Origin of the sequence: Streptacidiphilus sp. EB103A, assembly GCF_041261405.1 — a bacterium.
Taxonomy (GTDB): domain Bacteria; phylum Actinomycetota; class Actinomycetes; order Streptomycetales; family Streptomycetaceae; genus Streptacidiphilus.
On record NZ_JBGCAQ010000015.1, the window covers coordinates 217,515 to 242,897 of the forward strand.

Here is a 25,383-nt window from a genome sequence, read left to right on the forward strand (position 1 = left end):
TGGCCTGTTCTCGACGACGGACCAGTTGGTGCACGGTCAATTGTCGGTGCCTGGTGCTGTTCTGGTGGACGACACGGAAGCCGTCCGCCAACGCAACACCCTGGGGGTTGCCATGAAGTACACCCGCGTCAGGTCGCACTACCGCAATGGTCGTCGCGTGCGCGCGCACCAGCGCCGGGTCCAGAATGCCGTTCCGGCGATCGGCCTCGGCTGGCTCGCTGTCGCCGTCATAGTCGCCGTCGTGCTGTTCGGACACTGACCGGCCGCCTGCGCCAGCAGGCCCCGCGGCAAAACGGCCTGGCGCTGTTGTCCGTGTTGAGGCGGTGCCCGGCCAGGTTCGGACCCGTCCCATCCACAGGCGCGGGGTGCCGTCATGGACAGGATTGATCGACTGGCAGGGGGATAAGACGTGTTGCTGATACTGGCTGCGCTCTGGGCGCTCGGTGCTTCCCTGACCGCGCGATGCGGCGCACGCACACGCGCCGAGGGAAGCTGCAGGAACCCCGCCAAGGGTTGGTTGGCCCGCTGCCACCTGCACGGTTGGCGGCTGTTCACCGCCGCTGACCTGGGCGGAGCGGCCCGGCATTCCTGGGCTACCTCGTGGTGACCCACCACCACACGGGACGTCACGCATGAGCCCGGCCCAACGCCGCAGGCGCCGCTCACGCGGCAGCGACGAGGCGACGCTCTGGATCGTCGGCCTGATCATCGCGGCGGCACTCGCGGTAACCGTGCTGCACTGGATCGCCGCGAACTGGTGGGTCCTGGTCGTAGTCGCCGCGCTCGGCACCGCAGGTGGCGGCGGCTGGCTCTACTCGGTCCGTGCCAAGGCCCGGCTGCGTGCGGATCACCAGCAGAATCTGCGTCTGACGATGCAGGGCCCCGGCGGCCTGGACGCCATGCACCACCAGCAGTTCGAATACGCGATACGCGACCTGCTGCTACGCGACGGCTTCTCCGGCGCCCGCCGGATCGGCGGAGCCAACGACCAGGCCGTCGACGTCCTGGGCACCGACCCCAACGGCCGCGTGTGGGCCCTTCAGTGCAAGCACAAGGACAACCCGCTGCACGGCAGCAAGGTCGGCGCACCCGTGCTCTACCAACTCGCGGGCACGGCCGGGCGCGCCTACGGAGCCACTGTCCCCGTGGTCGTCACCAACGGGCTGTTCTCCACCCCGGCCAAGGAGTGGGGCCGCCTGCACGGCATCCACCTCGTCGACCGCGACGTCCTCGCCCGATGGGCCGCCGGCCCCTGGCCACTGTGGAACCTGCTCCAACGCCTCCCGCCTCCGGGACGGCTGCCGTAAGCAGACAGCACGACATCGCCGAGCGGATCAGGGCCACGATCCTGCACGCTCCCAGAAGAGTTGACACATTGTCAGTCAGCATACGTCCGCTTCCGCTTCCGGTTACGCTGATGCCTAGCGATCACGGCAACACCGCGAGAGGGAGGTCGGGCCCATCCGTGTCCGAGAACTGGATGACCGAAGTCAGCGGGGGCTTCACGGCGCCGACCAACCTGCACCCCGAGGTGCCGCATCCCGCGCGCGTGTACGACTTCCTGCTCGGCGGCAAAGACCATTTCCCGTCCGACCGCGAGGCCGGTGAGGCGATCCTGGCCATGGGCGAGGGTGGCCGCACCGCAGTGCGCGCCAACCGGGCCTTCCTGCAGCGTGCCGTGCGCACGCTGGCCGAGCTTGGCATCGACCAGTTCCTGGACATAGGAACGGGCATCCCCACTGCGGGCAACACCCACGAGATCGCACAGAAGGCCAACCCCGAGGCCCGGGTGGTCTACGTCGACAACGACCCGATCGTGCTGACCCACGCTCGCGCGCTGATGTCGGGTCCGGGCCATGGCGTCACCAGGGTCCTGCAGGCCGACCTGCGCGAGCCCGAGAAGATCCTGGTCGCACCGGAGGTGACCGAGACCCTTGACTTCTCCCGCCCCGTCGCCCTGCTGCTGGTCGCGGTGCTGCACTTCCTCAAGGACAGCGAACAGCCGGGCGAGATCGTGGCCAGGCTCATCGACGCCCTGCCGTCCGGCAGTTACGTCGTCCTCAGCCACGTCACCGGTGAAGTTCTGACGGACGACGAGGTGGCCGGCGTCGGGGTGGCCTACAGCAAGGTCCCCGCCGGGATGAACCTGCGCACCCGCGAGCAGGTGTCCGAGTTCCTGGCCGGGGTGGACCTGCTGGAACCCGGCCTCGTACTGTGCCCGTTCTGGCGCCCCGAGGGAGACCCCGCACCGGACGGTGACCGCGTCAGCATCCTAGCCGCCGTTGGCAAGAAGTCCTGAGCAGACGTGTGAGCGAGTTCCGTCGGAGGTAGTCGGACTGAGGAAGTCCCCGCGGCGATCCCTGGTCAGCGTCGCGATGAAGGCGCACGCCTGTCATCGTCCGCCGATGCCTGTCGTCGGCCGGCGGACCCGCCCAGTGGCGCCGGTGAACGCGTCGTTCGCAGCGTGCGGGCGTGACTCCGGCTACCGGAGGTACGCGATGGCGGTGATATGTCCCTGGAACCAGCGGCTTGTGCGGAGCCCGCACCCTGTTCCCGGTCCACTGCCTCAACCGTGCAGCGCGCTCCAGCCCGTCCATGGCCGGGGAGCATAGCCCTGAAATCGCTCTGACCACGGATGGTCGGCGAGGCATGCTGTAGCGATGCCCCGGCGGCGGGCGATCCAAGCGACGCGTATGAGTGTCAGGTCTGGTGCACGCAGCAGGTCAGCCAGGAGAACGCACGCAGTCGTGCGCGGTCGACGAGGGCTGCGGTGGCGCCGTAGGTGGTGTTGAGGTGTCTTCCGAGGACCACTGCGACGACCTGGCCGGCCCCTGACGCCTTCAGCGCGGCGACGGCGGACTGTACGTGGCCCCCGTGGTCCAGGTGTCGTCGATCAGCAGGACTGGTTCGCCGGACAACGGCAATGAGATGAATCGCTGTGCCGAGGCGGCCCGCCCCAGCAGGTCGGCGCGGGGAGCAGTGGTCAGTAGGTCGCGGTAACGGTCCCGGGTCACCTCGACCACGCGGGCCACTATGGTGCGTAGGCTGTACGCGGGCGCTGTAGCGCAGTTAGACACTCAACGGCTCAGTGTTCGTTCGACCCGTTACTTCTTCTTCCTCTTCTGCCTGAGCTTGCGGATCTTGTCGGGTTGATGCTGTTCGCATCGCGCCTTGCCGATCATGGCGGGCTTTTGGCAGAGTCTTCCGCTGGTAGTCCTCCAACCACACTTGCGCAGTGCCATGTCATCCCCTTTTGGCGGGCTACGCCTTGCGGCGTTGGCGTTCGCCTCAGCGTGCCCGAAGGCTCTCCACGCAGGGAGGCGCACAACCGGATCAGACGGTGCACGCGGGTGCACAGCTCCGGAGAGCGTCTGCGCTGAGAACGTTGATGCAGGTGAAGGGCTGGTTTCAGGACCAACAGGCTGCGCTTGGCCGCGAATAGGCCGCGCCGCCGCTGGTAAGTCGCATGCCCGGCCCTGGCTCTCGGCCAGCGCTTGCATTTGGACGCCGATGCCGCCACACAGCCGGACAGCCTGTCGAGGGCTCGTCGGGAGTGGGCGCTTCAGAGGAAACCTCGCTGATCTTCTCCAGAGATTCTCCACAGAGCCTCCGGAGAACGAATCAGGGCCGGCACTCCCGCAGGAGTACCGGCCCTGACCTGCTGCTTTACCGTCGGGGTGGCGGGATTTGAACCCACGGCCTCTTCGTCCCGAACGAAGCGCGCTACCAAGCTGCGCCACACCCCGGTGCAACGAGGATTACTCTAGCGGACCCGGGGCGTGGGACGAAATCCGGTTATCTGGGGGGTCCGGCGACGGTGCAGGTCAGGAGGTGACCAGAGGACGGCGTTGCCGCGGATGCGGCGGGTGCCGTGGGCGGTGATGGCGGCGGCGGGGGTGTGGGACTCCAGCACGAGGTCGAAGGGGTCGGCCGTCTTCTCCAGGTCCGTGAGGGCCTCGGTCACGCCGAGCTCCAGGAGGCGTACCCCGCGCTCCTCGGTCGTGCTCACGAGGGGGAACGTTTCGTCGCGGTTGACCGAGGGTCCGGGGCCTCGCCGAATTCCACGGCGTTGGAAATGTCGCCGGTGGGAAGCATGGCTTTCATGTCGGTTTCCTCGTCCCCGTGCGATATGTCAGGCGGCGAAAAGGACGCGGCGGGCGTGGTCGGTGTCGAAGTACTCGCGGACGGCGGTGATGAGGCCGTCGTTCACGATGAAGAAGCCGGCGCACTGCTGGTGGTAGTGGCCGCCGTCGCGGGTGGTGGCGTCCGAGGTCCACTCGACCACCACGGTGTCGCCGGCGGCGACCAGGTTGGTGGTCTTCAGGGCGACGGTGGAGGCGTCGAGGCGGCCGAAGGCGAGTCCGAGGAAGTCCTCGAAGATGCCCTTGCGGCCGTGCCAGGTGCCCGACATCGGCAGGTCGCCGCCGAGCGTCCAGGTGGCGTCCTCGGCGAACATCGCCTTGGCGTCGTCGATACGTCCGGAGCTCAGCGCCTCGATATATGCCTCGACAGCGTTCCGGCTGATTTCGGTGGTGTTCATTTCCGCCCCTTCGCAATTCCTTCTCGCTGCTGTCGACTCGAATCTACTGAGCGGCCTCCGGGGCAGGGAAAGACTTGATTTCCATCGGTCCATGCCGACACGGCATGACCGCACGCCTAGGATGGGTGCATGTCCGAACTGCGTCGCTTGCGTTACTTCCTCGCTGTCGCGGAGGAGCGGAACTTCACCCGCGCCGCCGAGCGGCTGCATATCGCCCAGCCCGCTCTCAGCCGCCAAGTGCGGGAGCTGGAGCGGGAGTTGGGCGTGGAGCTGCTCAGCAGAACCACGCACAAGGTGGAGCCGACCGAGGCCGGTCTGATGCTGCTGGAGCGCGGGCCCGCGCTGCTGGACGCCGCCGACAGTCTCTGGCGCGGGGTCCGCGGCTTCGCCGACGGCAGCCTGGGCAGCATCAGCCTCGGCTACGGCATGAGCGCCGGGTACGAGACCGCGCCGCAGCTGCTGCTCGCGATGAGCGAGGAGGCGCCGGGCATCGAGGTGTCGGCCCGGGTGATGTCCTTCGCGGACATCGTGGCCGGGGTCGCGGCCGGCACTCTGGACGTCGGGCTGGTGCGCTGCGCGCCGCCGCAGCAGGAGCTGGTGCTCACCCTGCTGCGCCTGGAGCGGCAGGGCCTCATCGTCAGCCGTGACCACCCGCTCGCCAAGGGCGGGGCGGCCGTCGGCGTGGACCCGGCCGAGCTGGACGGCGTCAAGCTGCTGCTGCACGCCCGGGACCACAATCCAGGCCACTACGACCAGATCATGGACATCTGCGCCAGGGCCGGGGCCAAGCCCGAGGTGCTGGTGCGGGGCCTGGACTTCGACGCGTCCTACACCCCGGTCGCCTCCGGCGCGGCGGTCACCATCGTCGGCGAGACCGGGCGGGTGGGTCTGCCCGCCGGGCTGCTCTGGCTGCCGCTGCTCCCCGCGACCACGGTGGAGATCCACCTGATCACCCGGGGCCCGAACCGCTCGCCCGCGATCGAGCGGCTGCTGAAGGTGGCCGCGGACACCGCCCGCCAGCAGGGATGGCTGCAGCCGCCGGTTTAGGCCGGTCTAGGTCCTGGCCACAGTGGGGGCCGCGGTAAGGGTCAGCAGGGTGGCCTCGGGCGGGCAGGCGAAGCGCACCGGGGTGTAGCGGTTGGTGCCGCAGCCGGCCGAGACATGGAGGTAGGAGTCGTGGCCGCCGGCGGAGTGCCCGGACAGGCCCTTGACCCGGCCCCGGTCCAGATCGCAGTTGGTGACCAGAGCACCGTAGAAGGGCACGCAGAGCTGCCCGCCGTGGGTGTGCCCGGCCAGCACCAGCGGATAGCCGTCGGCGGTGAAGGCGTCCAGGACCCGCAGGTACGGGGCGTGGACGACGCCGATGGACACGTCGGCGTCGGGATCGGGTCCGCCGGCGACCCGGGCGTAGCGGTCGCGGCGGATGTGCGGGTCGTCCAGGCCGGTGAACTCCAGGTCGAGGCCCTCGATCTTGAGTCGGCCGCGGGTGTTGGTGAGGTCCAGCCAGCCGGCCCCGTCGAAGCCGTCCCGCAGGTCCTCCCACGGATTGTGGATCGCGCCGACGATGCCGCGTCGGGCCGTGCCGTCCGACCGGTTCATGCCGTGGTCGCCGCTGAACATCGCGCCCAGGTAGCGGGTCGGGCTCTTCGGGACCGGGCCGTAGTAGTCGTTGGAGCCGAAGACGTAGACGCCGGGGAAGTCCATCAGCGGGCCGAGGGCGTCCAGGGTCTGCGGGATCGCCTCCGGGTCGGAGAGGTTGTCGCCGGTGTTGACGACCAGGTCCGGCTTGAGCGCGGCCAGCTCGCGCAGCCAGCGCTGCTTCCTGTCCTGGCCGTTGACCATGTGGATGTCCGACAGCTGCAGCACGCGCAGCGGTGGCGCCCCGGCCGGCAGCACGGGCACGGTCACCCGGCGCAGCCGGAACGAGCGCACTTCGTAACCGGCGGCGTAGGCCACGCAGGCCGCGCCGGTGGCGGCGATTCCCAGGGGTACGGCGTAGAGCGGTCGCATCCGTCCATGGTCGCAGAGTGCCCGCGGGAGTCGGGCACCGGTCTTGGCGACAGGCTGCGACCGCTGGTGCTCATTGGCAGGGCGTCGGCTTGTCGGGGATGCGAGACTTGCGTACATGACCACGACGCTCAAGAAGCAGCTGCAGGAGGACCTCACGGCCTCGATCCGGGCCAGGGACGAGCTGCGCTCCGGCACGATCCGGCTCACCCTGTCCGCCATCACCACCGAGGAGGTGGCCGGAAAGGTGGCGCGCGAGCTCTCCGACGAGGAGGTGCTCAAGGTGATCACCCGTGAGGCGAAGAAGCGCCGTGAGGCCGCCGAGGCGTTCGAGGCCGGCGGTCGTTCCGAGTCGGCGGCGCGCGAGCGGGCCGAGGGCGAGCTGCTGGCGGCGTACCTGCCGAAGCAGCTGACGGACGAGGAGCTGACGGAGATCGTTGCCACGGCCGTCGCCGAGGCCCGGGCCGCCGGCGCCGAGGGACCGCGCGCGATGGGTGCGGTGATGAAGCTGGTGAACCCGAAGGTGGCCGGGCTGGCCGAGGGCGGCCGGGTGGCTGCGGCGGTGCGGCAGGCCCTGGCGGGCTGAGGGTCGCGTGAACGCGCCGGAGGGGCGCCCGATGGTATCGGGCGCCCCTCCGGCGTTGCTGCGGGCGTGCGGGTCCGCGGACGGGACTCAGTGGGTGGTGATGCCGGTGGTCCCGGCGGTGAGCCCGATGATGCCCGTGGTTCCGGTGGTCGTGGTCCCCGTGGTCCCCGTGGTGGCCGTCCCGGTGGTCCCCGTGGTCGTGGTCCCGGTGCCCGCCGTGGTCCCGGCGGTGGTGCCCGTGGTGGTCCCGCCGGTCTTGTTCTTGTTCTTGTCCTTGGCCTGCTGGGCCTTGGTCTTGACCGGGGCAGGAAGGCTGACGGTGTGGAAGTACTCGAAGCCGACGCCGCTGAGCGCGTCGTTCATGGCGTCGTGCCAGATCGGGCCGGCGATCGTGCTGCCGAAGACCTCGTTCTTGCCGTAGGCGGTGCCGCCGATGGTCTGGCCGTCGTAGAGCGGGGTGATCGTGCTGCCGGTGTCGCTGACCACGGTGGCGCCGGACAGCTGCGGGGTGAAGCCGACGAACCAGACCTGCTTGTGGTAATCGGTGGTGCCGGTCTTGCCGGCGCTGGGGCGGCCGTCGGTGAAGCCGTCCGCCGCGCCGGTGCCGTCCTCGACCACACCCTTGAGCATGGTGGTGATGGCGTCGGCGGTGCTCTGCTGCATCACCGAGTGGCAGTTGGCGGAGGGGACCGCCAGGCTCTTGTGGTTCACGTCGGTGATCGCGGTGATCGCGGTCGGGGAGCAGTAGACGCCCCGGGCGGCGAAGGTGGCGTAGACGTTGGCCATCTGCAGCGGGGTGAGGCTGTTGGTGCCCAGCGTCAGCGACTGGACCTGCTGGATCGGGGCCAGGGTGTGCGTACCCGTGCTGTAGGTCGCCTGGCTGGTGATGCCCATCTTGGCCATCATCTGCACGACGTTGCAGAGCCCCGCGTCCTTCTCCAGCGGCACGAAGTAGGTGTTGACCGACTTGGCCATCGCGGTCGGCATGTTGAACGGGCCGACCAGGGTGGTGGAGTCGTTCTGGTCCGGCGGGTTGGTCACCGCGCGCAGATTGTTGCCCTTGCAGTCCGTCATCGCCGGGTACGGCTCCTGGAACGGGGCGTCGTAGGTCTGGTCCATGCCGATGCCGTTCTCCAGCGCGGCGGCCGCGGTGATCGGCTTGACGGTCGATCCGGTCGGGAAGCCGCCGCCTCCGCCCATGGTGCGGTCGACGTTGTAGTTCAGCGTGGTGACGCCGGCGCCGGAGCCGTTGCCGTACGGGCGGCTCTGGCCCATGCCCATGATCTTGCCGGTGCCCGGCTGGATGATGGACATCGCCGTCGCGGCCTTCTCGTCGGCGTGGACATGGGAGCTGACCGACCGCTGCAGGGCCGTCTGGACCTTGGGGTCGATCGTGGTGTGGATGTTCAGGCCGCCGCGGTCCCACAGGGCCTGCCGGGCCGACGAGGTCTTGCCGAAGACGGGGTCGCTCAGGAAGATGTGCTCGACGTAGTCGCAGAAGAACTGCTCGCCGTTCTTGGCGGTGATGCAGCCCTCCTTGGGCCGGCTCACCTTGAGCCCCAGCGGCTTGGCCTTGTAGACCGTGGCCTGCGCCGCGGTGATGGAGCCGTACTTCGCCATCGCGTCCAGGACCTCGTTGCGGCGCGTGGTGGCCACGGTCGGGTATTCCATCGGGTCGTAGTTGCTCGGCGACTGCACCATGCCCGCCAGCATGGCGGCCTGGGGGACGGTCAGCTCGCTGGCGTGGACGCTGTAGTAGCGCTCGGACGCGGCCTCGATGCCGTAGGCCTGCTCGCCCCAGAAGGTGATGTTGAGGTAGTCGGCGAGGATCTGGTCCTTGGTGAGGGTCTCCTCCAGCTTGATGGCGACCTTCAGCTCGGAGATCTTGCGCCCGATGGTCTGTGCCTGGGCCTCGCGCACCTTGGTCGGGTCGTTGCCGGCCAGCTCGACGTTCTCGTTCTTCACCAGCTGCTGGGTCAGCGTCGACCCGCCCTGGGAGGCGCCGGAGGAGGCGTTCTTGGTGAGCGCGCGCAGGGTGCCCTTGAGGTCGATCGCGCCGTGCTGGTAGAAGCGGTTGTCCTCGATGTCGATCAGGGCCTGCCGCATCACCGGGGCGATCCTGCTGAGCGGCACCACGGTGCGGTCGCGGGCGTAGACCTTGGCGATCACCCCGCCGTTGGCGTCGTAGATGGTGGACGCCTGGGACAGGGTCGGTGCGGTGAATTCCGCGGGGATCCCGTTGAACGAGGTCGCCGCCGACTTGGCGCTGAACCCGAGGGCCCCCACGGCGGGCAGGGCAAGCCCGGCCACCAGTGTGCCGGCCAGCACACTCGCGCCGACCAGGTTCAGACCGAGACCCACCTTGTACAACGGAGACCGAGAGCGCTTCGCCATGGGGAGCACCTTACGACGCGTTACCCGGACAGGCGGGCATCTGTTCGCCTACTCTTGTCACAAGCTTGCGACAAGTTCCCGAGCGCTCACTCAATTCACTCGTGTGGGTGATGAGATCTGTCCGGATCGCGGTCATATGCCAGGAACTGAGCCAGGAAGGGCAGTGTCGTCCAGGTCCCCGAAGCCTGTACGGCCCTCCAACCTGCACTCACTCCAGTGGGTGATCTATTCCGCACGCATAGTCCGAACGGGCCATACAGGATTGGGCCCCAAGGGGCTGTTGCAACCTGCTCTTCTTCCGTAACGTCCTCAACTGGCAACAGCGAATATGCCGTTGCCGCCGTGGGGGAGCCTCGATTCGGGAGAGGACGGCACCAGCATGGGCTGGGTTGACGACTGGAGTGCGCAGGCAGCCTGCCGCACCAGTGATCCGGACGAACTGTTCGTTCAGGGGGCGGCACAGAACCGCGCCAAGGCGGTGTGCACCGGTTGCCCGGTGCGTACCGAGTGCCTGGCGGATGCCCTCGACAATCGCGTCGAGTTCGGCGTGTGGGGGGGAATGACGGAGCGCGAGCGCAGGGCACTGCTGCGCCGCAGACCAACGGTGATCTCCTGGCGGAGATTGCTGGAGACCGCTCGTACCGAGTACGAGCAGACGTTCTCCATCGGAGATCCGGACTACGCCGAAGCAGGCTGAGCCGCGTTCTGCCGCTCCGGCGGTACGAGCAGGCGCAGTCCCGCACGGCTACTCCACGCCCCGTGTCCGGCCGCAATGGGCCGGGCCACGGGCGGCGTTCGTCCTGCCGGCGTCCGCGTTCTGCCGGCGTTCGTCCTACCGGGGTTCGGCGACGGACCGGCGGCGCGTTCAGCCGCGGTCTCAGCCTGCCGCCAGACGCTCGCCGATTTCCCGCAGACCCTCCAGGTCGTGCACGTCCCCGGCCAGCGCGGGCACCTCCACCAGCGGCACGTCCGGGTAGATCGATACGAAGCGGTCCCGCATCCGGCGTTCGTGGGTGATGGTCCTGACCCGGTCCGCGTGCAGCCTGAGCAGCCCGGCGGCCAGAACCTCCGACTCCTGGGCGGAGGCACTCCCCCCTGCCTCGCCGTCGGTCTCGCCCTCCGTAGCGTCGCCCTCCAGAGTCTCCGCAGCCGCCAGCGCCCGCTCCGCCGTCAGCTGCGGCGCACCGGTACGGTGCACCCGGTTCAGCACCAGGCCGGCCAGCGGCATCCGGTCCGTCTCCAGCCGGTCCACGAAGTACGCCGCCTCGCGCAGCGCGTCCCGCTCGGGTGCGGCCACCACCAGGAACGCCGTGCCCGGCGCCTGGAGCAGCTGGTACGTACGGTCGGCCCGCTCGCGGAAACCGCCGAACATCGAGTCCATCGCCGCGACGAAGGTCGACACGTCCTGCAGCACATTGGCGCCGAGGATCTTGCCCAGCACGCCGGTGAACATGTTCATCCCGACGTTGAGGAACTTCATCGCGCTGCGCCCGCCGACCTTCGCCGGCGCCATCAGCACCCGGATCAGCTTGCCGTCGAGGAAGGAGCCGAGCCGGTTGGGCGCGTCCAGGAAGTCCAGCGCCGAGCGGCTCGGCGGGGTGTCCACGACGATCAGGTCCCAGCTGCCGGCGGCCTGGAGCTGGCCCAGCTTCTCCATGGCCATGTACTCCTGGGTCCCGGCGAAGCCGGAGGAGAGCGACTGGTAGAAGGGGTTCTCCATGATCTGCCGGGCCCGCTCGGGGTCGGCGTGGGCGAGCACGACCTCGTCGAAGGTCCGCTTCATGTCCAGCATCATCGCCTGCAGCTCGCCGGGCCCCGCGACGTCCTTGACGACCCGTGGGGTGTTGTCCAGCTCGGTCAGGCCCATGGACTGGGCAAGCCTGCGGGCCGGGTCGATGGTCAGCACGACGACCTTGCGGCCGCGCTCGGCCGCGCGCAGCCCCAGCGCGGCGGCGGTGGTGGTCTTGCCCACGCCGCCCGAGCCGCAGCACACCACGATCGCCGTCGAGGGGTCGTCGATCAGCGCGTCCACGTCCAGCGCCACACCTGCCAGCGGGTCCGTCTTCTTGGTCGGTGCCGTCATGCCGCCCCCTCCTCCTTCAGCGCCGCCGCGAGCCGGTAGAGCCCGCCCAGGTCCACCCCGCCGCTCAGCAGCGGGAGTTCGTAGGTGGGCAGTTTCAGCGCCTGGACGTCGGCCCGCTGCTCGCGCTCCAGCAGCACCCGGGCCGCGTGCTCGCGGCCCTGCGCCAGCAGCGGCTCCACCAGCTTCCTCGTCGCGGCGGGCACGGTCCTCCTGGCTCCGCCGCCGGGACGGGCGCCGACACCGGCGTCGGCCAGGGCCAGCCCCAGCTCCTCGCGGTGGTCGCCCGCCCGTCGCCCACCACCACCCTTGTCCGAGGCGCTTCGCGCCGCACCTACGTCTGCCGCGAGTATCGCCGCTTCGTCCAGCATCGGGGGCCGGACCATGTTGACGAACACCCCGCCGACCGGCAGTCCGGCGGCACGCAGCTCCGCGACGCCGTCCACGGTCTCCTGGACCGGCATCTCCTCCAGCAGGGTGACCAGGTGGACCGCCGTCTCCGGGGACTGGATCACCCGCATCACTGCCTGCGACTGGGTGAAGACCGGCCCGAACCTGGCCAGCCCCGCGACCTCGGTGTTGATGTTGAGGAAGCGGCTCACCCGCCCGGTCGGCGGCGCGTCCATCACCACCGCGTCGTAGTGCCGCCGCCCGTCCGGCCCCTTGCGGCGAACGGCCTCGCAGGCCTTGCCGGTGAGCAGGACGTCGCGGAGCCCGGGCGCGATGGTGGTGGCGAAGTCGATGAAGCCGACCTTGCGCAGGGCCTTCCCGGCGCGGCCGAGCTTGTAGAACATCTCCAGGTACTCGAGCAGAGCCTGCTCGATGTCGATGGCCAGCGCGAAGACCTCTCCCTCGCGCCCGCCCTCGCGCCCGCCCTTGGCCGTGCCGCCGCGCGCTCCGCTACGGCCGAGGGCGCCAGGGCCGACGCTCGCGACCCTGCGCTCCTCGTAGGGCAGCGCGGAGATGCCGAACAGTTCGGCGATGCCCTGCCGCTCCTCGACCTCGATCAGCAGGGTGCGCTTGCCGTCGGCGGCCAGGGCCATGGCCAGGGCGGCGGCGACGGTGGTCTTCCCCGTCCCGCCCTTCCCGCTGACGACATGCAGCCGTACCCCTTCCCAGTCCGGCATGTGCGTCTCCGTCCGCTGGCTGTTCCCGGGCAAATCGATGGCTCTGGGTCCGTGCGTCTTCTGGCGAGCGTAACCAGGCGCCGTCCCGACCGTCGGGAGACGCCTTGCCACGGTGAGACGTTTGCACCTCTTTGTGTCGCAGATCACAAGGCATGGGCGGGGGCGGCGACCCGTTAGAGTCCCCTCATGACCAAGTGGGAATACGTGACCGTGCCGCTGCTGGTGCATGCGACGAAGCAGATCCTGGACACCTGGGGCGAGGACGGCTACGAGCTCGTCCAGGTCGTGCCCGGGCCCAACCCCGAGCAGCTCGTCGCCTACCTCAAGCGCGAGAAGCCGGAGAAGTCCTGATGGCCGGCCGGGTCGAGGCGAAGCTCGCCGAGCTCGGGCTGGAGCTGCCGCAGGTGGTGCCGCCGCTGGCCGCGTACGTCCCCGCCGTGCAGGCGGGGGAGTTCGTCTTCACCTCGGGCCAGCTGCCCATGGTGGACGGCAAGCTCGCACTGACCGGGAAGGTCGGCGCGGAGGTCACCGCGGAGGAGGCCAAGGCACAGGCGCGGATCTGCGCGCTGAACGCGCTGGCCGCGGTGAAGTCCGTGATCGGTGACCTGGACCGGATCGAGCAGGTCGTCAAGGTCGTCGGCTTCGTGGCCTCGGCAGCGGACTTCACCGGGCAGCCGGGCGTCGTCAACGGGGCGAGCGAGCTGCTCGGCGAGGCGCTGGGTGCCGCCGGGGTGCACGCGCGGTCTGCGGTGGGGGTGGCTGTGCTGCCTCTGGACGCGCCTGTTGAGGTGGAGATTCAGGTTCGGGTTTCGGAGTAGCGCTCACGTTTGTGGTGGGCTGATGTTCGCGCAGTTCCCCGCGCCCCTCAAGAGGGGCCCGTACGATCCCGCCCATGAGTGCTGAGTTGCCTCCGGGCTGGGCCGAGCGGATTGCCGCGTTGGGGCGTGGGGAGCTGGAGCCGGTGCTGCCCAGGCCCGCGGCGACGGTGGTGCTGCTGCGGGCGGGCGCCGCGGGCGCGGAGGGGTACCTGCTGCGGCGCCGGACGTCGATGGCCTTCGCCGGGGGGATGTACGCGTTCCCCGGCGGCGGCGTCGACCTGCATGACGGCACGTCGGACCTGGGCTGGGCCGGTCCGACGGCTGCGGAGTGGGGCGCGCGGCTGGGCTGCGCGCCGGAGCTGGCGCGGGCCGTGGTCTGCGCCGCGGTGCGGGAGACCTTCGAGGAGTCCGGTGTGCTGCTGGCCGGCGCCGACCCGTCGTCCGTGGTCGTCGATGTCAGCGGCGACGAGTGGCGCCGGGACCGGGAGGCGCTGGAGGGACACCGGCTGACCTTCGCCGAGTTCCTCACACGCCGGCGGCTGGTGCTGCGCAGCGATCTGCTGCGCGGCTGGGCTCGCTGGGTGACCCCGGAGTTTGAGGAGCGCCGCTACGACACCTGGTTCTTCGTCGCGGCCGTGCCTCAGGGGCAGCGGACCGCGGAGGTGCCGGGGGAGGCCGACCGGGTGGAGTGGCTGGCCCCCGGCGAGGCGGTGCGGCGGGTGGAGAGCGGCGCCTACCGCATGCTGCCGCCGACCATCACGACGCTGCGCGAGCTGTCCGCGTACGCCGATCCCGGCGCGGCGCTGGCGGCGGCGGACCGGCGGCGGGTCGAGACGGTGATGGCCGAGGCGTCGTTGACGGAGGGCGGACGGGTGACCATCCGCTGGCCGGGGTATCCGGAGCTGACCATGGGAGCGGGGAAATGAGCGGGACCGTAAACGGCGCTTCGGGCGGTGTTTCGGGCGGCATCGCAGGTCAGGCCACGGAGCGGGCGTTCTGCGTGCTGGCCCCCAACGCCTCGCCGATGACCCTGGACGGCACCAACACCTGGATCCTCGCCGAGCCCGGCTCCGAGCTGGCCGTGGTGGTCGATCCGGGGCCGCTGGACGAGGGCCATCTGCGCGCCGTCCTGGACCGGGTCGAGCAGAGCGGTCGCCGGGTGGCGGCCACCCTGCTGACCCACGGCCACCCGGACCACGCCGAGGGCGCCGCGCGCTTCGCCGAGCTGACGGGCACCGGGGTGCGCGCCCTCGACCCCGCGCTGCGGCTCGGCGACGAGGGGTTGCGGGACGGCCAGGTGCTGGAGATCGGCGGCCTGGAGCTGCGGATCGTCGGCACGCCGGGGCACACCTCCGACTCGCTGTGCTTCCAGCTCCCGGCGGACGGGGCGGTGCTGACCGGCGACACCGTCCTGGGCCGCGGGACGACGGTGGTGGCTCACCCGGACGGGCGGCTCGGCGACTACCTGGACTCACTGCGCCGGCTGCGGACGCTCGCGGCCGAGCACGGCGTGGGCACGGTGCTGCCGGGGCACGGACCCGTGCTCGCCGACGCGCTGGCGACCGTCGAGTATTACCTGGCCCACCGGGCGGCGCGGCTGGCCCAGGTGGAGACGGCTGTCGAGGCCGGCCTGCGGACCCCGGCGGAGATCGTCGCCCGGGTGTACGCGGACGTGGACCGGGCGCTGTGGCCTGCGGCGGAGTGGTCGGTGCGGGCGCAGCTGGAGTACCTCAACGAGCACGGGCTGATCTGACCCGGTCCGACAGCCCGGTCCGACAGTACGAGGAACTACTCGAACAGGTGAAGGGGTGCGGCCGAGTGGCCGCACCCCTTCTGCGTTCCTGAGGACTGCGTCGTCAGCGCGAGCGCCGGGCCAGCCGCTCCACGTCCAGCAGGATCACCGCGCGGGCCTCCAGCCGCAGCCAGCCGCGGCCGGCGAAGTCGGCGAGAGCCTTGTTGACGGTCTCCCGGGAGGCGCCGACGAGCTGCGCCAGCTCCTCCTGGGTCAGGTCGTGGACCACGTGGATGCCCTCGTCGGACTGGACGCCGAAGCGGCGCGACAGGTCCAGCAGCGCCTTGGCGACACGCCCGGGGACGTCCGAGAAGACCAGGTCCGACATGACGTCGTTGGTCCGCCGCAGGCGGCGGGCGATGGCCCGGAGCAGCGAGATGGCCACCTCGGGGCGGGTCGTCAGCCAGGGCTGCAGGTCGCCGTGGCCCAGGCCCAGCAGCTTGACCTCGGTCAGCGCGGAGGCCGTGGCCGTGCGCGGTCCGGGGTCGAACAGCGACAGCTCGCCGATCATCTCGCTGGGGCCGACCACGGCCAGCATGTTCTCCCGCCCGTCCGCCGAGGTGCGGTGCAGCTTCACCTTGCCCTCGACGATGACGTACAGCCGGTCGCCCGGGTCGCCCTCGTGGAACAGGGATTCGCCGCGCGCGAGCGTGGTCTCCGTCATGGAGGCGCGCAGTTCGGCAGCCTGCTCGTCGTCCAGAGCAGTGAAGAGCGGGGCGCGCCGCAGAACGTCGTCCACTCGGTCCTCCTTGTCGGCCGTGCAGGCTTGAGGTGCGATCCCCATCATGCCCGACCGGGAAACAGTGCGATCAATCACAACAAGTGTGGCGTATGGACACCGGGGATTTGCACCGGGGTGCTCGTCGGAGCGCCCACGAGTCATGATCGGGCATGGTGGCGCGGTGCGGCGGGACTTTGCCGGGACTCGCGGCGCCGGGGGTCAGAGGCGGTCGTGGACGGGACGGAAGCGCGCCGGGGCGGCCGGGGTGGGGGTGGCGTCGGCGCTGGGGGACGGGGCCGGGGGCCGCGACGGGGACGGGGACGGGGTCGCCGACAGCGCGGGGGGAGTCGGACGGGATGAGGACGGGGACGGAGCAGGTGGCGGGGAGGCGCTGGGGGACGGCGACGGTTTGGGGCTGGGCGAAGGACTCGTGCTCGGGCTCGGGGCGGCGGCGGACGGGCTGGGGCTCGGCGACGGGCTGGGGCTGGGGCTCGGACTCGGACTCGGGCTGGGGCTCGGGCTGGCGATCGCGGAGAGGAAGGAGCGGTATGCCTCGCTCGACCACGGGTTGGAATCGCACTCCCAGACGCCGTGCGGACAGTAGTCCGTGACCGTCTGGTAAAGCGTGTCGTGCGTGGCCATCCAGGCGAGCATCTGCCGCATGTAGTCGGGGTCGTCGCCGTAGTGGTAGAGGCCCCACTCGGGGTACGAGACCGGCTTGTGGTGTGCGGCGGCGAACGTCACCTGCTGCTGGAGCCCGTAAGGCTCCGTCACGAAATCCTGGAAGCTGGAGCCCGGCTCCATGTCGTAGCTGTCCATCCCGATCACGTCGGTGACGTCGTCGCCCGGGTAGCACTCGGTCCAGGGGTTGTCGTCGGGCCCGCGGGTCGGGTCGAAGTCGAAGCGGAACCGCTGGCCGGGGACGCTGCGCATGGCGGTGACGATGCGGCGCCAGTAGGTCCGCCAGTTGGCCGGGTCGGGGTGGCAGCGGCTGCTGTACGTGGTGCCGTTCATCTCCCAGCCGAGGGTGATGACGGTGTCGGGGGCGCCCAGCGCGACCAGGCGCCGGGCCAGCTCCAGGAAGTGCCCGTCGAAGGCGCCTGCCGCACCCTGGGCGAGCAGGTAGCGCACGGTGTCGTCGTCGAGGTCGCCTTCGTTGGCCTGCTGCATGGGGACACCGAGGATGAGCATCCGGTCGGGCGCCGACGTCCGCCATTCCGCCCAGGGCGCGAGCAGGGTGATGCTGCCGTCGATGTCCTGCCAGTGGTTGCCCGGGAGATAGGTGTGGCCGACCTGGACGTGGGCGTGGTTGAGCCAGCTCGAGAACTGGTCGATCCGGTCGTCCGACTGGTCCGAACCGAGGAACGCCCCGAACGGGACGGGATGGGACGGCAGCACGATCGGCTGCGGGGGAGCGGGAGCGGGGGCGCTCGGTGAGGGGGAGGGGGTCGGCGACGGTGAGGGCGACGGCGTTGGTGAGGGCGAGGGGGACGAGGAAGCTGAAGGCGACGGCGATGCGGGTACGGACGGGGGCGATGCCGGCGACGGTGACGGGCTGGCGCTGGTCACCACGCTGGGACTGGCTGCCACGCTCGGGACGGGGACCGGGACCGGGACGGGGATGGGGACCGGGACGGGGACGGGGATGGGGACCGGGACGGGGACGGGGATGGGGATCTGGCTCGGGCTGAGGCTGGATGTCGGGATGAGGCTGAGGGTCGGGATGGGGCTGGGGGGCGGCGTAGGGCTGGGGGTCGGCGTAGGTTCTGTGCTGGCACTGGCTACGGGGTTGGCGCTGAACCCCGCACTCGGCCCGGGCCCCGGGCCGGGCACTGCGCTCGGCACCGGACTGGGGCTCACCCCCGCAACAGGCACAGCGCCCTGACCCCCGCCCGCGCTCGGACTCGCGCTGGCGGCCGCACTCGGACCCGCACTGGCACTCGCGATCGCACTCGGACCGACACCCGGGCTCGCGCTGGCGCTAGCACTAGCGCTGGCCGTCGCCCCCGCCCCGGCGCTCGCACTGCTGCTTGCGCTCCCACTGCTCTCCGCGCTCGCGCTCACACCTCCGCCGGTCCCCCCGCCCGCGCTCACACTGGCCCCCGTGCCGGCCGAGGCCCCCGTGCCGGCCGAGGCCCCCGTGCCGGCCGAGGCCCCCGCGCCGGCCGAGGCCCCCGCGGTGGGGGCCTCTCCCGCCGTGAGCGCGTCGCCGTGCGACGGCCGCCAGGCGCCCACCTCCCGCAGGTACGGGGCGTGCAGCAGTACGGCGATCACCGGCAGGGCGATCGTCAGCATCGCGATCGCGAGACAGGCGAGAGGTGCCAGGCGGCGCTGCGACATAAGACCGAGCCTAAGTTATGACGAATTGTCAGTAATTGCGGCGCGCCGAAACTCTGACGATCACTCTGCCCGACCTCTTCGCCCAGAGCTGACACGCCGTGCCGGGACCCCGGTCCAGGGGGAGGATGGAGCCATGGCCAATCTGCGCGCAGCGCTGACGCGTCCGCACTCCTCCGATTCGCCGCTCTCGCTGTGGTCCAAGGACTCGGTGCTCTCCATCGGCTCGGTCGGATCCGTCCTGTCCATCGGCTCGGTGGGGTCGGTGCTCTCCGTCGGGTCCGTCGGGAGCGCGGTGTCACTGCTCTCGGTGGGCTCCTGGCTCAGCACCGGATCGCTGCTGTCCGCGCAGTCGCGGTGGTCGATCATGTCCTGGCGTTCCACCCTGGGCCTGATGGCGGCCGGGGCCGCCGTGACCGCGGTCAGCCGGCGCGGAGCTGACGCAACGTCCACCCCGACCCGGACGGGTCGAGGGAACGGGTGGCGTCGGTGAACACCTCGGCGGCCCGGCGGTAGGACAGCCTGGCCCGACCGGTGAGCGGGCAGCGGTCCGTCGCGGGGGTGCCGGCCGGGGCGCGGCGGTCGGTGAGGAACACCGGCCCCGCCGTCCGGCTGAGCAGCAACAGCGACAGTAGCCGTCCGGTGCGGGGCCCCCAGCGCAGTTCGGGGCGATCCGCCCTGCCGCGACGACGGTCGAGGTCGAGATTGGCGATGTTCAGGGCGAGCACCCGCTCGATCGGGGCGCCGGTGTCGTGCAGCAAGTGCCACAGGGCCTGCTCGCGCAGCGGTGCGCGGAGCGCGAGCACCGCGCGGATCTCGTCCTCGCTCAGGCGGGCCGGTGCCGCAACAGGCGCGCTGGGGAGGGGTTCGGCCCCGGCGAGCGGATCGGTGGTGATCCACCCCTGCTCGCGCCACCAGCGCAGGGCGCCGCGCAGGATCGACAGCTCGCGGTTCAGCGTGCGCGGATCGGTCACCGCCGCGCGCTCCGCGCAGGCGTCGCGCAGCCGGGCCGCGCAGGCGGGGTCGTCCAGCAGGTTCAGCGGTACGACCGGCGGGCTGGCCTTGCGTCGCGCGGCGCCGGTGGGCGTGGTCCGGCCGACGATCGGCCAGGCCCAGCTGACGAGGGCGATCCGGTAGATCCGGCGGGAGCCCTCGGACAGGCCAGCGGCCTCCAGCCGCCGCTCCACGGCGACGGCGTATTCGACCGGGTGAACCATCAATCCTCCGCAGTAAAAAAGAGTCGCCGATATTCTGCTCCGGCGCAGTAAATACCCAGTTCAGAGCCATATTCCTGGCTATTTACTGCGATAGAGCGCAGCTGCCTCAGAATTGCCTCTACTTGGCTCAACTTTAGACCCGGAAAGCCTTGTGGGACCCGCATCCGCCGAGGCAGTCTGCTGCGTGTGACCACTGACCTCCGGGGCCGTCCTGGCCCTCTCTTCGGGCTGCGCCGACGGCTGCTCGTGCTCGGTGAACGCGGCTTTCGCCGCTTCTTCATCGGCTACACCACCTCGGTCCTCGGCTCGTCCATGGCCGGGGTGGCGGTGGCCTTCGCCGTCCTCGCGACCGGGGGCGGGGGTTCCGCGCTCGGCGCGGTGATGACGGCGAGGATCCTGCCGCTGGTGCTTCTGCTGCTGCTCGGTGGGGTGGCGGCGGACCGGTTCGGCAGCCGGATCGTCATGATCGTCGCGGATGTGCTCCGTTGCGGTGCTCAAGCCGCCTTCGCAGGACTACTGCTGACGGGTCGTCCGGCGCTCTGGACGATGCTGGTGCTGGCCGCGCTGGCCGGGATCGGCGAGGGCCTGTTCGGTCCGGCGCTGTCCGCGCTGATCCCCCGGCTGTCGCCCGAGGAGGGGCTCACCCAGGCCAACTCGCTCCTGCAGATCGCCCGTTCGGGCGCGACCGTGGCCGGACCGGCACTCGCGGGGGTGCTGGTGGCGACGGGAGGGCCCGCCCTGGTGCTGGCGCTGGACGCGGCCAGCTACGCGGTGAGCGTGCTCGTCGTCGTCGGCCTGCCCGCCGCCGGTCCTGCCCTGCGTCGCGACGAGGCGGCGCGCAGCTCGCTGTTGGCCGACCTCAGGGCGGGCTGGTCGCTGTTCCGTTCGCAGACCTGGCTGTGGCTCACCACGCTGCACATCTGCCTTTTCAACTTCCTGCTCTGGGGGCCATTCCTGGTCCTCGGCCCGGTGGTCTCCGCCACCCGCCTCGGCGGAGCGGGCGCCTGGGGCGCGATCATGGCCTGCTACGGCTGCGGTGCCATCGCCGGCGGCTTCGTCCTGCTGGGCCGCCGGCCTTCCCGTCCGCTGCTCGTCGCCGTGGTCGCCTCGCTGGGCTGGTCCTTCCCCAGCGGGGCGCTGGCCGTCGGGCTGCCGCTGCTCTGCGTCTGCGCGGGCGCGCTGGTCGCGGGCGTCGGCTCGTCCCTCTACGGGACCCTGCTCAGCACCTTGCAACAGCAGGCGATCCCGGTCGAGTTCCGGGGCCGCGTCGCCGCCTACGGCACCCTCGGGGCCTTCGGCCTCGGCCCCCTCGGCCTGGCCGCCGCGGGCCCGGTCGCCGCCGCCGTCGGCACCGGTCCGGTCCTCGGCGGCGGATCGCTCTGGCTGATCGCGGCCGTTGCTGTCCTGATCCTGCTGCCGGCGATCCGCCGTCCCGGGTTCTCTACAAGTCGGCAGCGCGGGCCGGTAGTTCGTCACGGCTGATGGCGTCGGTCGCGGTGGCCGGCACCGTGCAGGCGAGGGCGCCGGCGGCGATGACCACCTGGGCCGGCCCCGCTCGACGATCTGCCGCTGGATGAACCGACGGCCGCCGCCCCCAATTGTTTGCTCGACCGTTTATCAATGTTCGTTCAACAGTTGATTGCCTTGGTGAACTTCGTATGCCGATCACCGTGTGCCGGACATCGCATCGAGGAAGATCACGGAGTGGACGGCAGTGTAGACGGTGTCACTTGGCGACGTGAAGTCCTTTCCGTCGTCGTCGGCGAATCTGGAAACTCGCCTAGTCCTGTGACGCCGGCTCGCCCCAGTCTCGAATGTTGAGATGCGCAGTGGCGCGGAGCTCTCTGTGCCGCCTCGTCATTGCGAGAGCCATCCGCTTGCTGTGGTCGTTTTGGCGGCATATGGGTGGGTTTAGAAGCCGGAAAGCAGACCAGGAGTGCAGAATCCGGATATGCCCTGATCAACCACGACTGATCGGGATGGATGGGGCGCAGACGGTCTCGATTTCCTCTTGATGTCCGGCCCATGTCCATGCCAGGATCCTCTGGGCGCAGCCGATCTGACGACAGAGCAGTCGGTATGGGCGCAAAGGTGATTCGCTTGAAGATCATCCATGTGAGTGCGACCGGGGGGATCGGACTGAACAGCGCGCGAGTTGTTGGCCAGAAGCACGACGACAATGGCGATCCTATTCAATTCGGACACAGACGAACGAAGGAAAGCGGTGGTCGCCGGGCCCTGGGCGGGGAGTTCCCGCCCGTACAGCTCGCGAGGTACGCGCCGCGCCTGGTCAAGGCACTTCCACTGGTCGACGTCCAGGGGCGGACGCTGAAGGCGTACGCGATGTTCGCGCAGCCGGAGGGACCGCACACCCCACCGGAGCCGGAGTGGCTGCGGCAGCAGGCCGCCTCGGTGCTGACCGGACCCCCGCAGGAGGGGGACCACCCCGCCGGGTTGCTGATTCTGCATCATGGCGCGGACGGCACCTACCTGTTGGTGAGTCAGTGGTACGGCGGCGACATGCTCAAGCACTGGGTGCGCGGGTCGGTCGTCGACGCCGACGGGAGCACGACGTTCGCCCGCCTGGACCAGCGGGACCTCGTCGCCTGCGTCTGGGAGCTGGAGATCGTCAGGTTCGAGCGTGACGCCTGGGTGAACACCGTGCTGGTGCCCGGCCGACTGGATCAGGACTCGCTCGACGCGTACCTGGCCACGACCTTCTCTGGATGGGTATGAACCGCGACATACGAGTGCAGCCGATCGAGCCGCACCACCTGGACGCGCTGCTGGAGCTGTGCCGCGAGCACGCCGCGTACGAGCAGGCGGACTTCCAGGAGAACGGCCAAGTGGAGCGCTGGCATGCGGCGTTGTTCTCCGAGCAGCCGGCCCTGTACGGCTGGGTTGCGACCGACGCGGGGACGCCCTGTGGCTTCATGACCGCCACCGTCGACTTCGCCACCTGGGGTGCCGAGCCGTTCGCCTACATGGACTGCCTCTATCTCCAGGAGCCGTACCGCGGCCTGGGGATCGGCCGGGTGCTCTTCGAGCGGCTGCGGGAGTTCGCCGCGGCCAAGGGATGCGGCCGGGTCGAGTGGCAGACCCCTCCCCACAACGAGCTCGGCATCGGCTTCTACCGGCGCATGGGTGCCGGCGACAAGTCAAAGGTCCGCTTCCACTTCCAGGTTGAAGGGCAGGGCGTCTCATGACGCGGAGTGCTGGCGCGACAGCGGCCCCGGCCGCGATGCCGCCGTGGTCGATCGACCCGGCCGACCAGGCGTGCCCCGCGCCGGCGCTCGGCGACCTGGTCCGGGCCGCGGCGAGCAACTGGCCGGACCGGCCGGCTCTCCACGACGGGCAGCTCGGCCTCGCCTTTGCCGAGCTGGAACAGCAGGCGGGAGCCTGCGCCGCCTGGCTGCGCGAGCAGGGCGTCGGTGCCGGGGACCGGGTCGCCGTCCTGGCGGAGAAGTCCGCGATCATGCCGGTGCTTGCCATTGGGATCTGGAAGTGCGGCGCCGTCTACGTCCCGCTGGACGCGACGCAGCCCCTCCCGCGCCTGCGGAGCCTGCTCGGCCGGCTGCAGCCGCGCGCCGTGCTCGCCCTGGACGACCGGGAGCCGTCGGTCGACGACGTCCACTGGACAGGCCGCACGGAGCTGGACGCGGTCCTGGCGGGCCCCGCCGGCGACGGACCGTCGGTGCCGCACGGTCCCGAGGACACGGCCTACATCATCTTCACTTCGGGGTCCACCGGAGCCCCCAAGGGCGTCGAGATCAGCGCCGGCAGCCTGGTCGCGTACTTCGGGAACCACAACGAGGTGCTCCGGTTCACGCCCGATTCACGGGTGTTCAGCCTGTCCCCGTTCCATTTCGACGTGTCGATCGAGGACACGCTGCTGCCGCTGTCCCTGGGCGCGTTCGTCTACCAGTTCCGGGGCGTCCACGCCGGCGCCATCATGCGGGCAGTCATCAAGCGCGAGCGGATCACCCATCTGATCGCCGTCTCCACGCTGCTCACCATGATCACCGAAGGCGGTCGTCAGGTCTCCAGGGAGAACTTCCCCTTCCTGGAGATGGTGATGACGGGCGCTGAGGTCTGCGACCCCGGCGTGATCAACGTCTGGAAGGACGCCCTGCCCCAACTGCGAGTCATCAACGTGTACGGGCCGACCGAGGCGACGATCGTCTGTGTCGCGCACGAGATCCTGACGGCGGATCCGGAGCGGCGGAGCTCGTACCCCATCGGTCGGCCGCTTCATGGCGTTGCCGCGCGCCTCGTGGACGACGATGTCGAGGTCCACGAGCCGGGCCGGGTCGGCGAACTGTGGATCGGCGGAGAGCAGGTGATGCGCGGGTACTTCGGTCAGCCGGAGGAGACCGCCCGGCGCATGGTCGAGGTGGACGGGGTCCGCTACTACCGCACGGGCGACCTGTGCAGCTACGACGAGAACGGCGACCTCGTGTTCTGCGGCCGGAACGACGACGAGGTGAAGCTGGCCGGGCGGCGGATCCACCTGGGCGAGATCCGGCAGACCGTGCTGAGCTGCCCGGGCGTCGAGCGGGCGGCTGTGGCACTGGTCCCGCGGCACGGCCACGACGTGATCGCTCTCGTGGTGCTGGCGCCGGACCGGGCCGTGGTGGCGGAGGTGCAGCAGCTCCTCGCGGACCTGCTGCCGGAGTACATGCGCCCAACGGTGGTGGCCTGGTCGCCGGTGCTCGCGGTCGCCTCGACCGGCAAGACGGACGAGGGCCGGCTGATGCGCGCACTCGCCGAGGCCACCGGGCAGTCGAGCGCGACTCACTTCGTGCTCTCGGCCGAGGGGCAGTTCGAGGCCGTCGACGGGGGCGTCCGTGTCTGACCTTGCAGAGCCGCTGCTGAACGTCGAGTTCGGTCGGCTTGCCGCCGCCAGGAAGATCATGGCGGTGCGGTTCTCCACCGGCTCGCCGGCGGAGGACCGGGCCAACGCTGAGCGCTGGATCTCCCGCTTCGGGGGCACGACCCAGCCGGACGACGGCGCGTCGGTCGAGGCCGGCGAGCACTCGGTGACCATCCGACCGGCAGTGGAGGACCCGGACAGCCCGTGGGTCCTCTACATCCACGGCGGCGGGTTGGTCTACTACTCGACGGCCGTCTTCCAGCCCTTCCTGCGCATCCTGGCGAACACCCTGCGGGCTCCGGTGGAGGCGTTCGACTATCTGAAGGCGCCGGAGCACACCGCTGAGCAGTCGGTCGAGCAGCTGCAGCGCCACATCGAGGCACGCTGCCACGCCCTGGCGGGCCGGCCGCTCGTCCTCGCCGGCGACAGCGTCGGCGGACTGCTCGCGCTCTACCTCGGCCTGCGCGCACTGCCCGAGGTCTTCTCCCGCCTCGTGCTGATCTACCCGGTCCTCGACCTGGGGACGGAGCGCGAGTCCTACCGGACCTTCGGCGAGGGCTATTTCCTCGACCAGGACAGCATGCGGCAGTTCCGGTCGGTGCTGCGGCCCTTCTTCTCGGGACGCGGCTTCGACCCGTTCACGCTGACGGACAGTGAGCTGGCCCGGCTGCCGGACTGCTCGGTCGTGACCGCCGGCTGCGACGTGCTCCGTGACGAAGGATTCGCCTGGGTGGAGCAGTTGGCCGACCGGTCGGTCCGGCCGCGCCACCAGCACTTCAGCGATCTGCCGCACGACTTCTGTCTGTACGCCGGAAAGCTCGAATCTGCCAGGAGCGCCGTGCTCCGGATCGCCGCCTCGGCCTTTTCCACGGAGGCGCGCCGCAGTTGACG

The 25,383-nt window shown here is 70.4% G+C and carries 26 protein-coding genes and 1 tRNA gene; 16 read left to right on the forward strand and 11 right to left on the reverse strand.

Annotated elements, in window-relative coordinates; genetic code table 11:
• The first annotated feature begins 64 nt into the window (after positions 1–64).
• The 3 genes from ABH941_RS25235 (at position 65) to ABH941_RS25245 (ending at position 2,299) form a co-directional block, all read left to right on the forward strand.
• Entirely contained in the window at positions 65–259 is a 195-nt protein-coding gene (locus ABH941_RS25235) for a hypothetical protein (protein WP_370131754.1), read from the forward strand.
• A 373-nt stretch (positions 260–632) separates the two neighbouring features.
• The gene (locus ABH941_RS25240; RefSeq protein ID WP_370131755.1) at positions 633–1,307 is read left to right on the forward strand and encodes a restriction endonuclease; all 675 of its coding nucleotides are present in this window, start codon (positions 633–635) and stop codon (positions 1,305–1,307) included.
• Between the two features lie 158 nt (positions 1,308–1,465).
• Complete coding sequence (locus ABH941_RS25245; RefSeq protein WP_370131756.1) at positions 1,466–2,299, forward strand: SAM-dependent methyltransferase; 834 nt, start codon at positions 1,466–1,468, stop codon at positions 2,297–2,299.
• 541 nt (positions 2,300–2,840) lie between these two features.
• Here the strand turns inward: ABH941_RS25245 and ABH941_RS25250 are convergent.
• The 4 genes from ABH941_RS25250 to ABH941_RS25265 form a co-directional block, all read right to left on the reverse strand.
• Positions 2,841–3,023 carry a hypothetical protein gene (locus tag ABH941_RS25250; RefSeq protein WP_370131757.1) on the reverse strand — a complete coding sequence of 61 codons (183 nt, stop codon included), beginning with the start codon at positions 3,021–3,023 and terminating at the stop codon, positions 2,841–2,843.
• Between the two features lie 649 nt (positions 3,024–3,672).
• Positions 3,673–3,746, reverse strand: a tRNA-Pro gene (locus tag ABH941_RS25255).
• Positions 3,747–3,763: 17 nt separating this feature from the next.
• Complete coding sequence (locus tag ABH941_RS25260) at positions 3,764–4,009, reverse strand: hypothetical protein (protein ID WP_370131758.1); 246 nt, start codon at positions 4,007–4,009, stop codon at positions 3,764–3,766.
• Between the two features lie 123 nt (positions 4,010–4,132).
• Positions 4,133–4,540 (reverse strand): nuclear transport factor 2 family protein, encoded by a 408-nt coding sequence (locus ABH941_RS25265; protein WP_370131759.1) that lies wholly within the window; start codon positions 4,538–4,540, stop codon positions 4,133–4,135.
• A 129-nt stretch (positions 4,541–4,669) separates the two neighbouring features.
• Here ABH941_RS25265 and ABH941_RS25270 point away from each other — a divergent pair, with 129 nt between their 5' ends.
• The gene (locus ABH941_RS25270) at positions 4,670–5,587 is read left to right on the forward strand and encodes a LysR substrate-binding domain-containing protein (RefSeq protein WP_370131760.1); all 918 of its coding nucleotides are present in this window, start codon (positions 4,670–4,672) and stop codon (positions 5,585–5,587) included.
• Positions 5,588–5,593: 6 nt separating this feature from the next.
• On the opposite strand, the gene ABH941_RS25275 is transcribed toward ABH941_RS25270, so the two are convergent.
• Positions 5,594–6,550, reverse strand: coding sequence for a metallophosphoesterase (locus tag ABH941_RS25275; protein ID WP_370131762.1), 957 nt, complete (start codon positions 6,548–6,550; stop codon positions 5,594–5,596).
• A gap of 115 nt (positions 6,551–6,665) precedes the next feature.
• On the opposite strand from ABH941_RS25275, the gene ABH941_RS25280 reads away from it, so the two are divergent.
• Complete coding sequence (locus ABH941_RS25280; RefSeq protein ID WP_370131763.1) at positions 6,666–7,133, forward strand: GatB/YqeY domain-containing protein; 468 nt, start codon at positions 6,666–6,668, stop codon at positions 7,131–7,133.
• 87 nt (positions 7,134–7,220) lie between these two features.
• Here the strand turns inward: ABH941_RS25280 and ABH941_RS25285 are convergent, their stop codons facing one another.
• The gene (locus ABH941_RS25285; RefSeq protein ID WP_370131764.1) at positions 7,221–9,527 is read right to left on the reverse strand and encodes a transglycosylase domain-containing protein; all 2,307 of its coding nucleotides are present in this window, start codon (positions 9,525–9,527) and stop codon (positions 7,221–7,223) included.
• Positions 9,528–9,906: 379 nt separating this feature from the next.
• Here ABH941_RS25285 and ABH941_RS25290 point away from each other — a divergent pair, with 379 nt between their 5' ends.
• Positions 9,907–10,224 (forward strand): WhiB family transcriptional regulator, encoded by a 318-nt coding sequence (locus tag ABH941_RS25290; protein WP_037595132.1) that lies wholly within the window; start codon positions 9,907–9,909, stop codon positions 10,222–10,224.
• 180 nt (positions 10,225–10,404) lie between these two features.
• Here the strand turns inward: ABH941_RS25290 and ABH941_RS25295 are convergent, their stop codons facing one another.
• Together ABH941_RS25295 and ABH941_RS25300 are read right to left on the reverse strand one after the other, a co-directional pair.
• Positions 10,405–11,610, reverse strand: coding sequence for an ArsA family ATPase (locus ABH941_RS25295; RefSeq protein ID WP_370131765.1), 1,206 nt, complete (start codon positions 11,608–11,610; stop codon positions 10,405–10,407).
• Positions 11,607–12,734 (reverse strand): ArsA-related P-loop ATPase, encoded by a 1,128-nt coding sequence (locus ABH941_RS25300; protein WP_370131766.1) that lies wholly within the window; start codon positions 12,732–12,734, stop codon positions 11,607–11,609. Before ABH941_RS25300 ends, ABH941_RS25295 begins: the two co-directional genes overlap by 4 nt.
• Before the next feature lie 186 nt (positions 12,735–12,920).
• Between ABH941_RS25300 and ABH941_RS25305 the strand changes: the two genes are divergently transcribed.
• The 4 genes from ABH941_RS25305 (at position 12,921) to ABH941_RS25320 (ending at position 15,305) form a co-directional block, all read left to right on the forward strand.
• Positions 12,921–13,085, forward strand: coding sequence for a hypothetical protein (locus tag ABH941_RS25305; RefSeq protein WP_166682467.1), 165 nt, complete (start codon positions 12,921–12,923; stop codon positions 13,083–13,085).
• Entirely contained in the window at positions 13,085–13,552 is a 468-nt protein-coding gene (locus ABH941_RS25310) for a RidA family protein (protein ID WP_370131767.1), read from the forward strand. The genes ABH941_RS25305 and ABH941_RS25310 overlap by 1 nt, the downstream gene beginning before the upstream one ends.
• A 74-nt stretch (positions 13,553–13,626) precedes the next feature.
• Complete coding sequence (locus ABH941_RS25315) at positions 13,627–14,478, forward strand: NUDIX hydrolase (RefSeq protein WP_370131768.1); 852 nt, start codon at positions 13,627–13,629, stop codon at positions 14,476–14,478.
• On the forward strand, positions 14,475–15,305 hold the full coding sequence (locus ABH941_RS25320; protein WP_370131769.1) for an MBL fold metallo-hydrolase: 831 nt from the start codon (positions 14,475–14,477) through the stop codon (positions 15,303–15,305). The genes ABH941_RS25315 and ABH941_RS25320 overlap by 4 nt, the downstream gene beginning before the upstream one ends.
• A gap of 103 nt (positions 15,306–15,408) precedes the next feature.
• On the opposite strand, the gene ABH941_RS25325 is transcribed toward ABH941_RS25320, so the two are convergent.
• Positions 15,409–16,083, reverse strand: a complete 675-nt coding sequence (locus ABH941_RS25325) for a Crp/Fnr family transcriptional regulator (protein WP_030253884.1) — start codon at positions 16,081–16,083, stop codon at positions 15,409–15,411.
• A gap of 201 nt (positions 16,084–16,284) precedes the next feature.
• Positions 16,285–17,463 (reverse strand): glycoside hydrolase family 26 protein, encoded by a 1,179-nt coding sequence (locus tag ABH941_RS25330; protein ID WP_370131770.1) that lies wholly within the window; start codon positions 17,461–17,463, stop codon positions 16,285–16,287.
• A 1,075-nt stretch (positions 17,464–18,538) separates the two neighbouring features.
• On the opposite strand from ABH941_RS25330, the gene ABH941_RS25335 reads away from it, so the two are divergent.
• Positions 18,539–18,895: a hypothetical protein gene (locus tag ABH941_RS25335; RefSeq protein WP_370131771.1), complete on the forward strand. Its 357-nt coding sequence runs from the start codon at positions 18,539–18,541 to the stop codon at positions 18,893–18,895.
• Here ABH941_RS25335 and ABH941_RS25340 read toward each other — a convergent pair.
• A complete protein-coding gene (locus ABH941_RS25340; RefSeq protein ID WP_370131772.1) occupies positions 18,825–19,619 on the reverse strand; it encodes a hypothetical protein in 795 nt (264 codons plus the stop codon). The genes ABH941_RS25335 and ABH941_RS25340 overlap by 71 nt on opposite strands.
• A 186-nt stretch (positions 19,620–19,805) precedes the next feature.
• On the opposite strand from ABH941_RS25340, the gene ABH941_RS25345 reads away from it, so the two are divergent.
• From ABH941_RS25345 to ABH941_RS25365, 5 genes are all read left to right on the forward strand, one after another.
• The gene (locus ABH941_RS25345) at positions 19,806–21,101 is read left to right on the forward strand and encodes an MFS transporter (protein WP_370131773.1); all 1,296 of its coding nucleotides are present in this window, start codon (positions 19,806–19,808) and stop codon (positions 21,099–21,101) included.
• Between the two features lie 597 nt (positions 21,102–21,698).
• Positions 21,699–22,355 (forward strand): hypothetical protein, encoded by a 657-nt coding sequence (locus tag ABH941_RS25350; RefSeq protein WP_370131774.1) that lies wholly within the window; start codon positions 21,699–21,701, stop codon positions 22,353–22,355.
• On the forward strand, positions 22,352–22,825 hold the full coding sequence (locus tag ABH941_RS25355; RefSeq protein WP_370131775.1) for an N-acetyltransferase family protein: 474 nt from the start codon (positions 22,352–22,354) through the stop codon (positions 22,823–22,825). Before ABH941_RS25350 ends, ABH941_RS25355 begins: the two co-directional genes overlap by 4 nt.
• Positions 22,822–24,474 carry an amino acid adenylation domain-containing protein gene (locus tag ABH941_RS25360; protein ID WP_370131776.1) on the forward strand — a complete coding sequence of 551 codons (1,653 nt, stop codon included), beginning with the start codon at positions 22,822–22,824 and terminating at the stop codon, positions 24,472–24,474. Before ABH941_RS25355 ends, ABH941_RS25360 begins: the two co-directional genes overlap by 4 nt.
• Positions 24,467–25,381, forward strand: coding sequence for an alpha/beta hydrolase fold domain-containing protein (locus ABH941_RS25365; protein WP_370131777.1), 915 nt, complete (start codon positions 24,467–24,469; stop codon positions 25,379–25,381). The genes ABH941_RS25360 and ABH941_RS25365 overlap by 8 nt, the downstream gene beginning before the upstream one ends.
• The last annotated feature ends 2 nt before the right edge of the window (positions 25,382–25,383 follow it).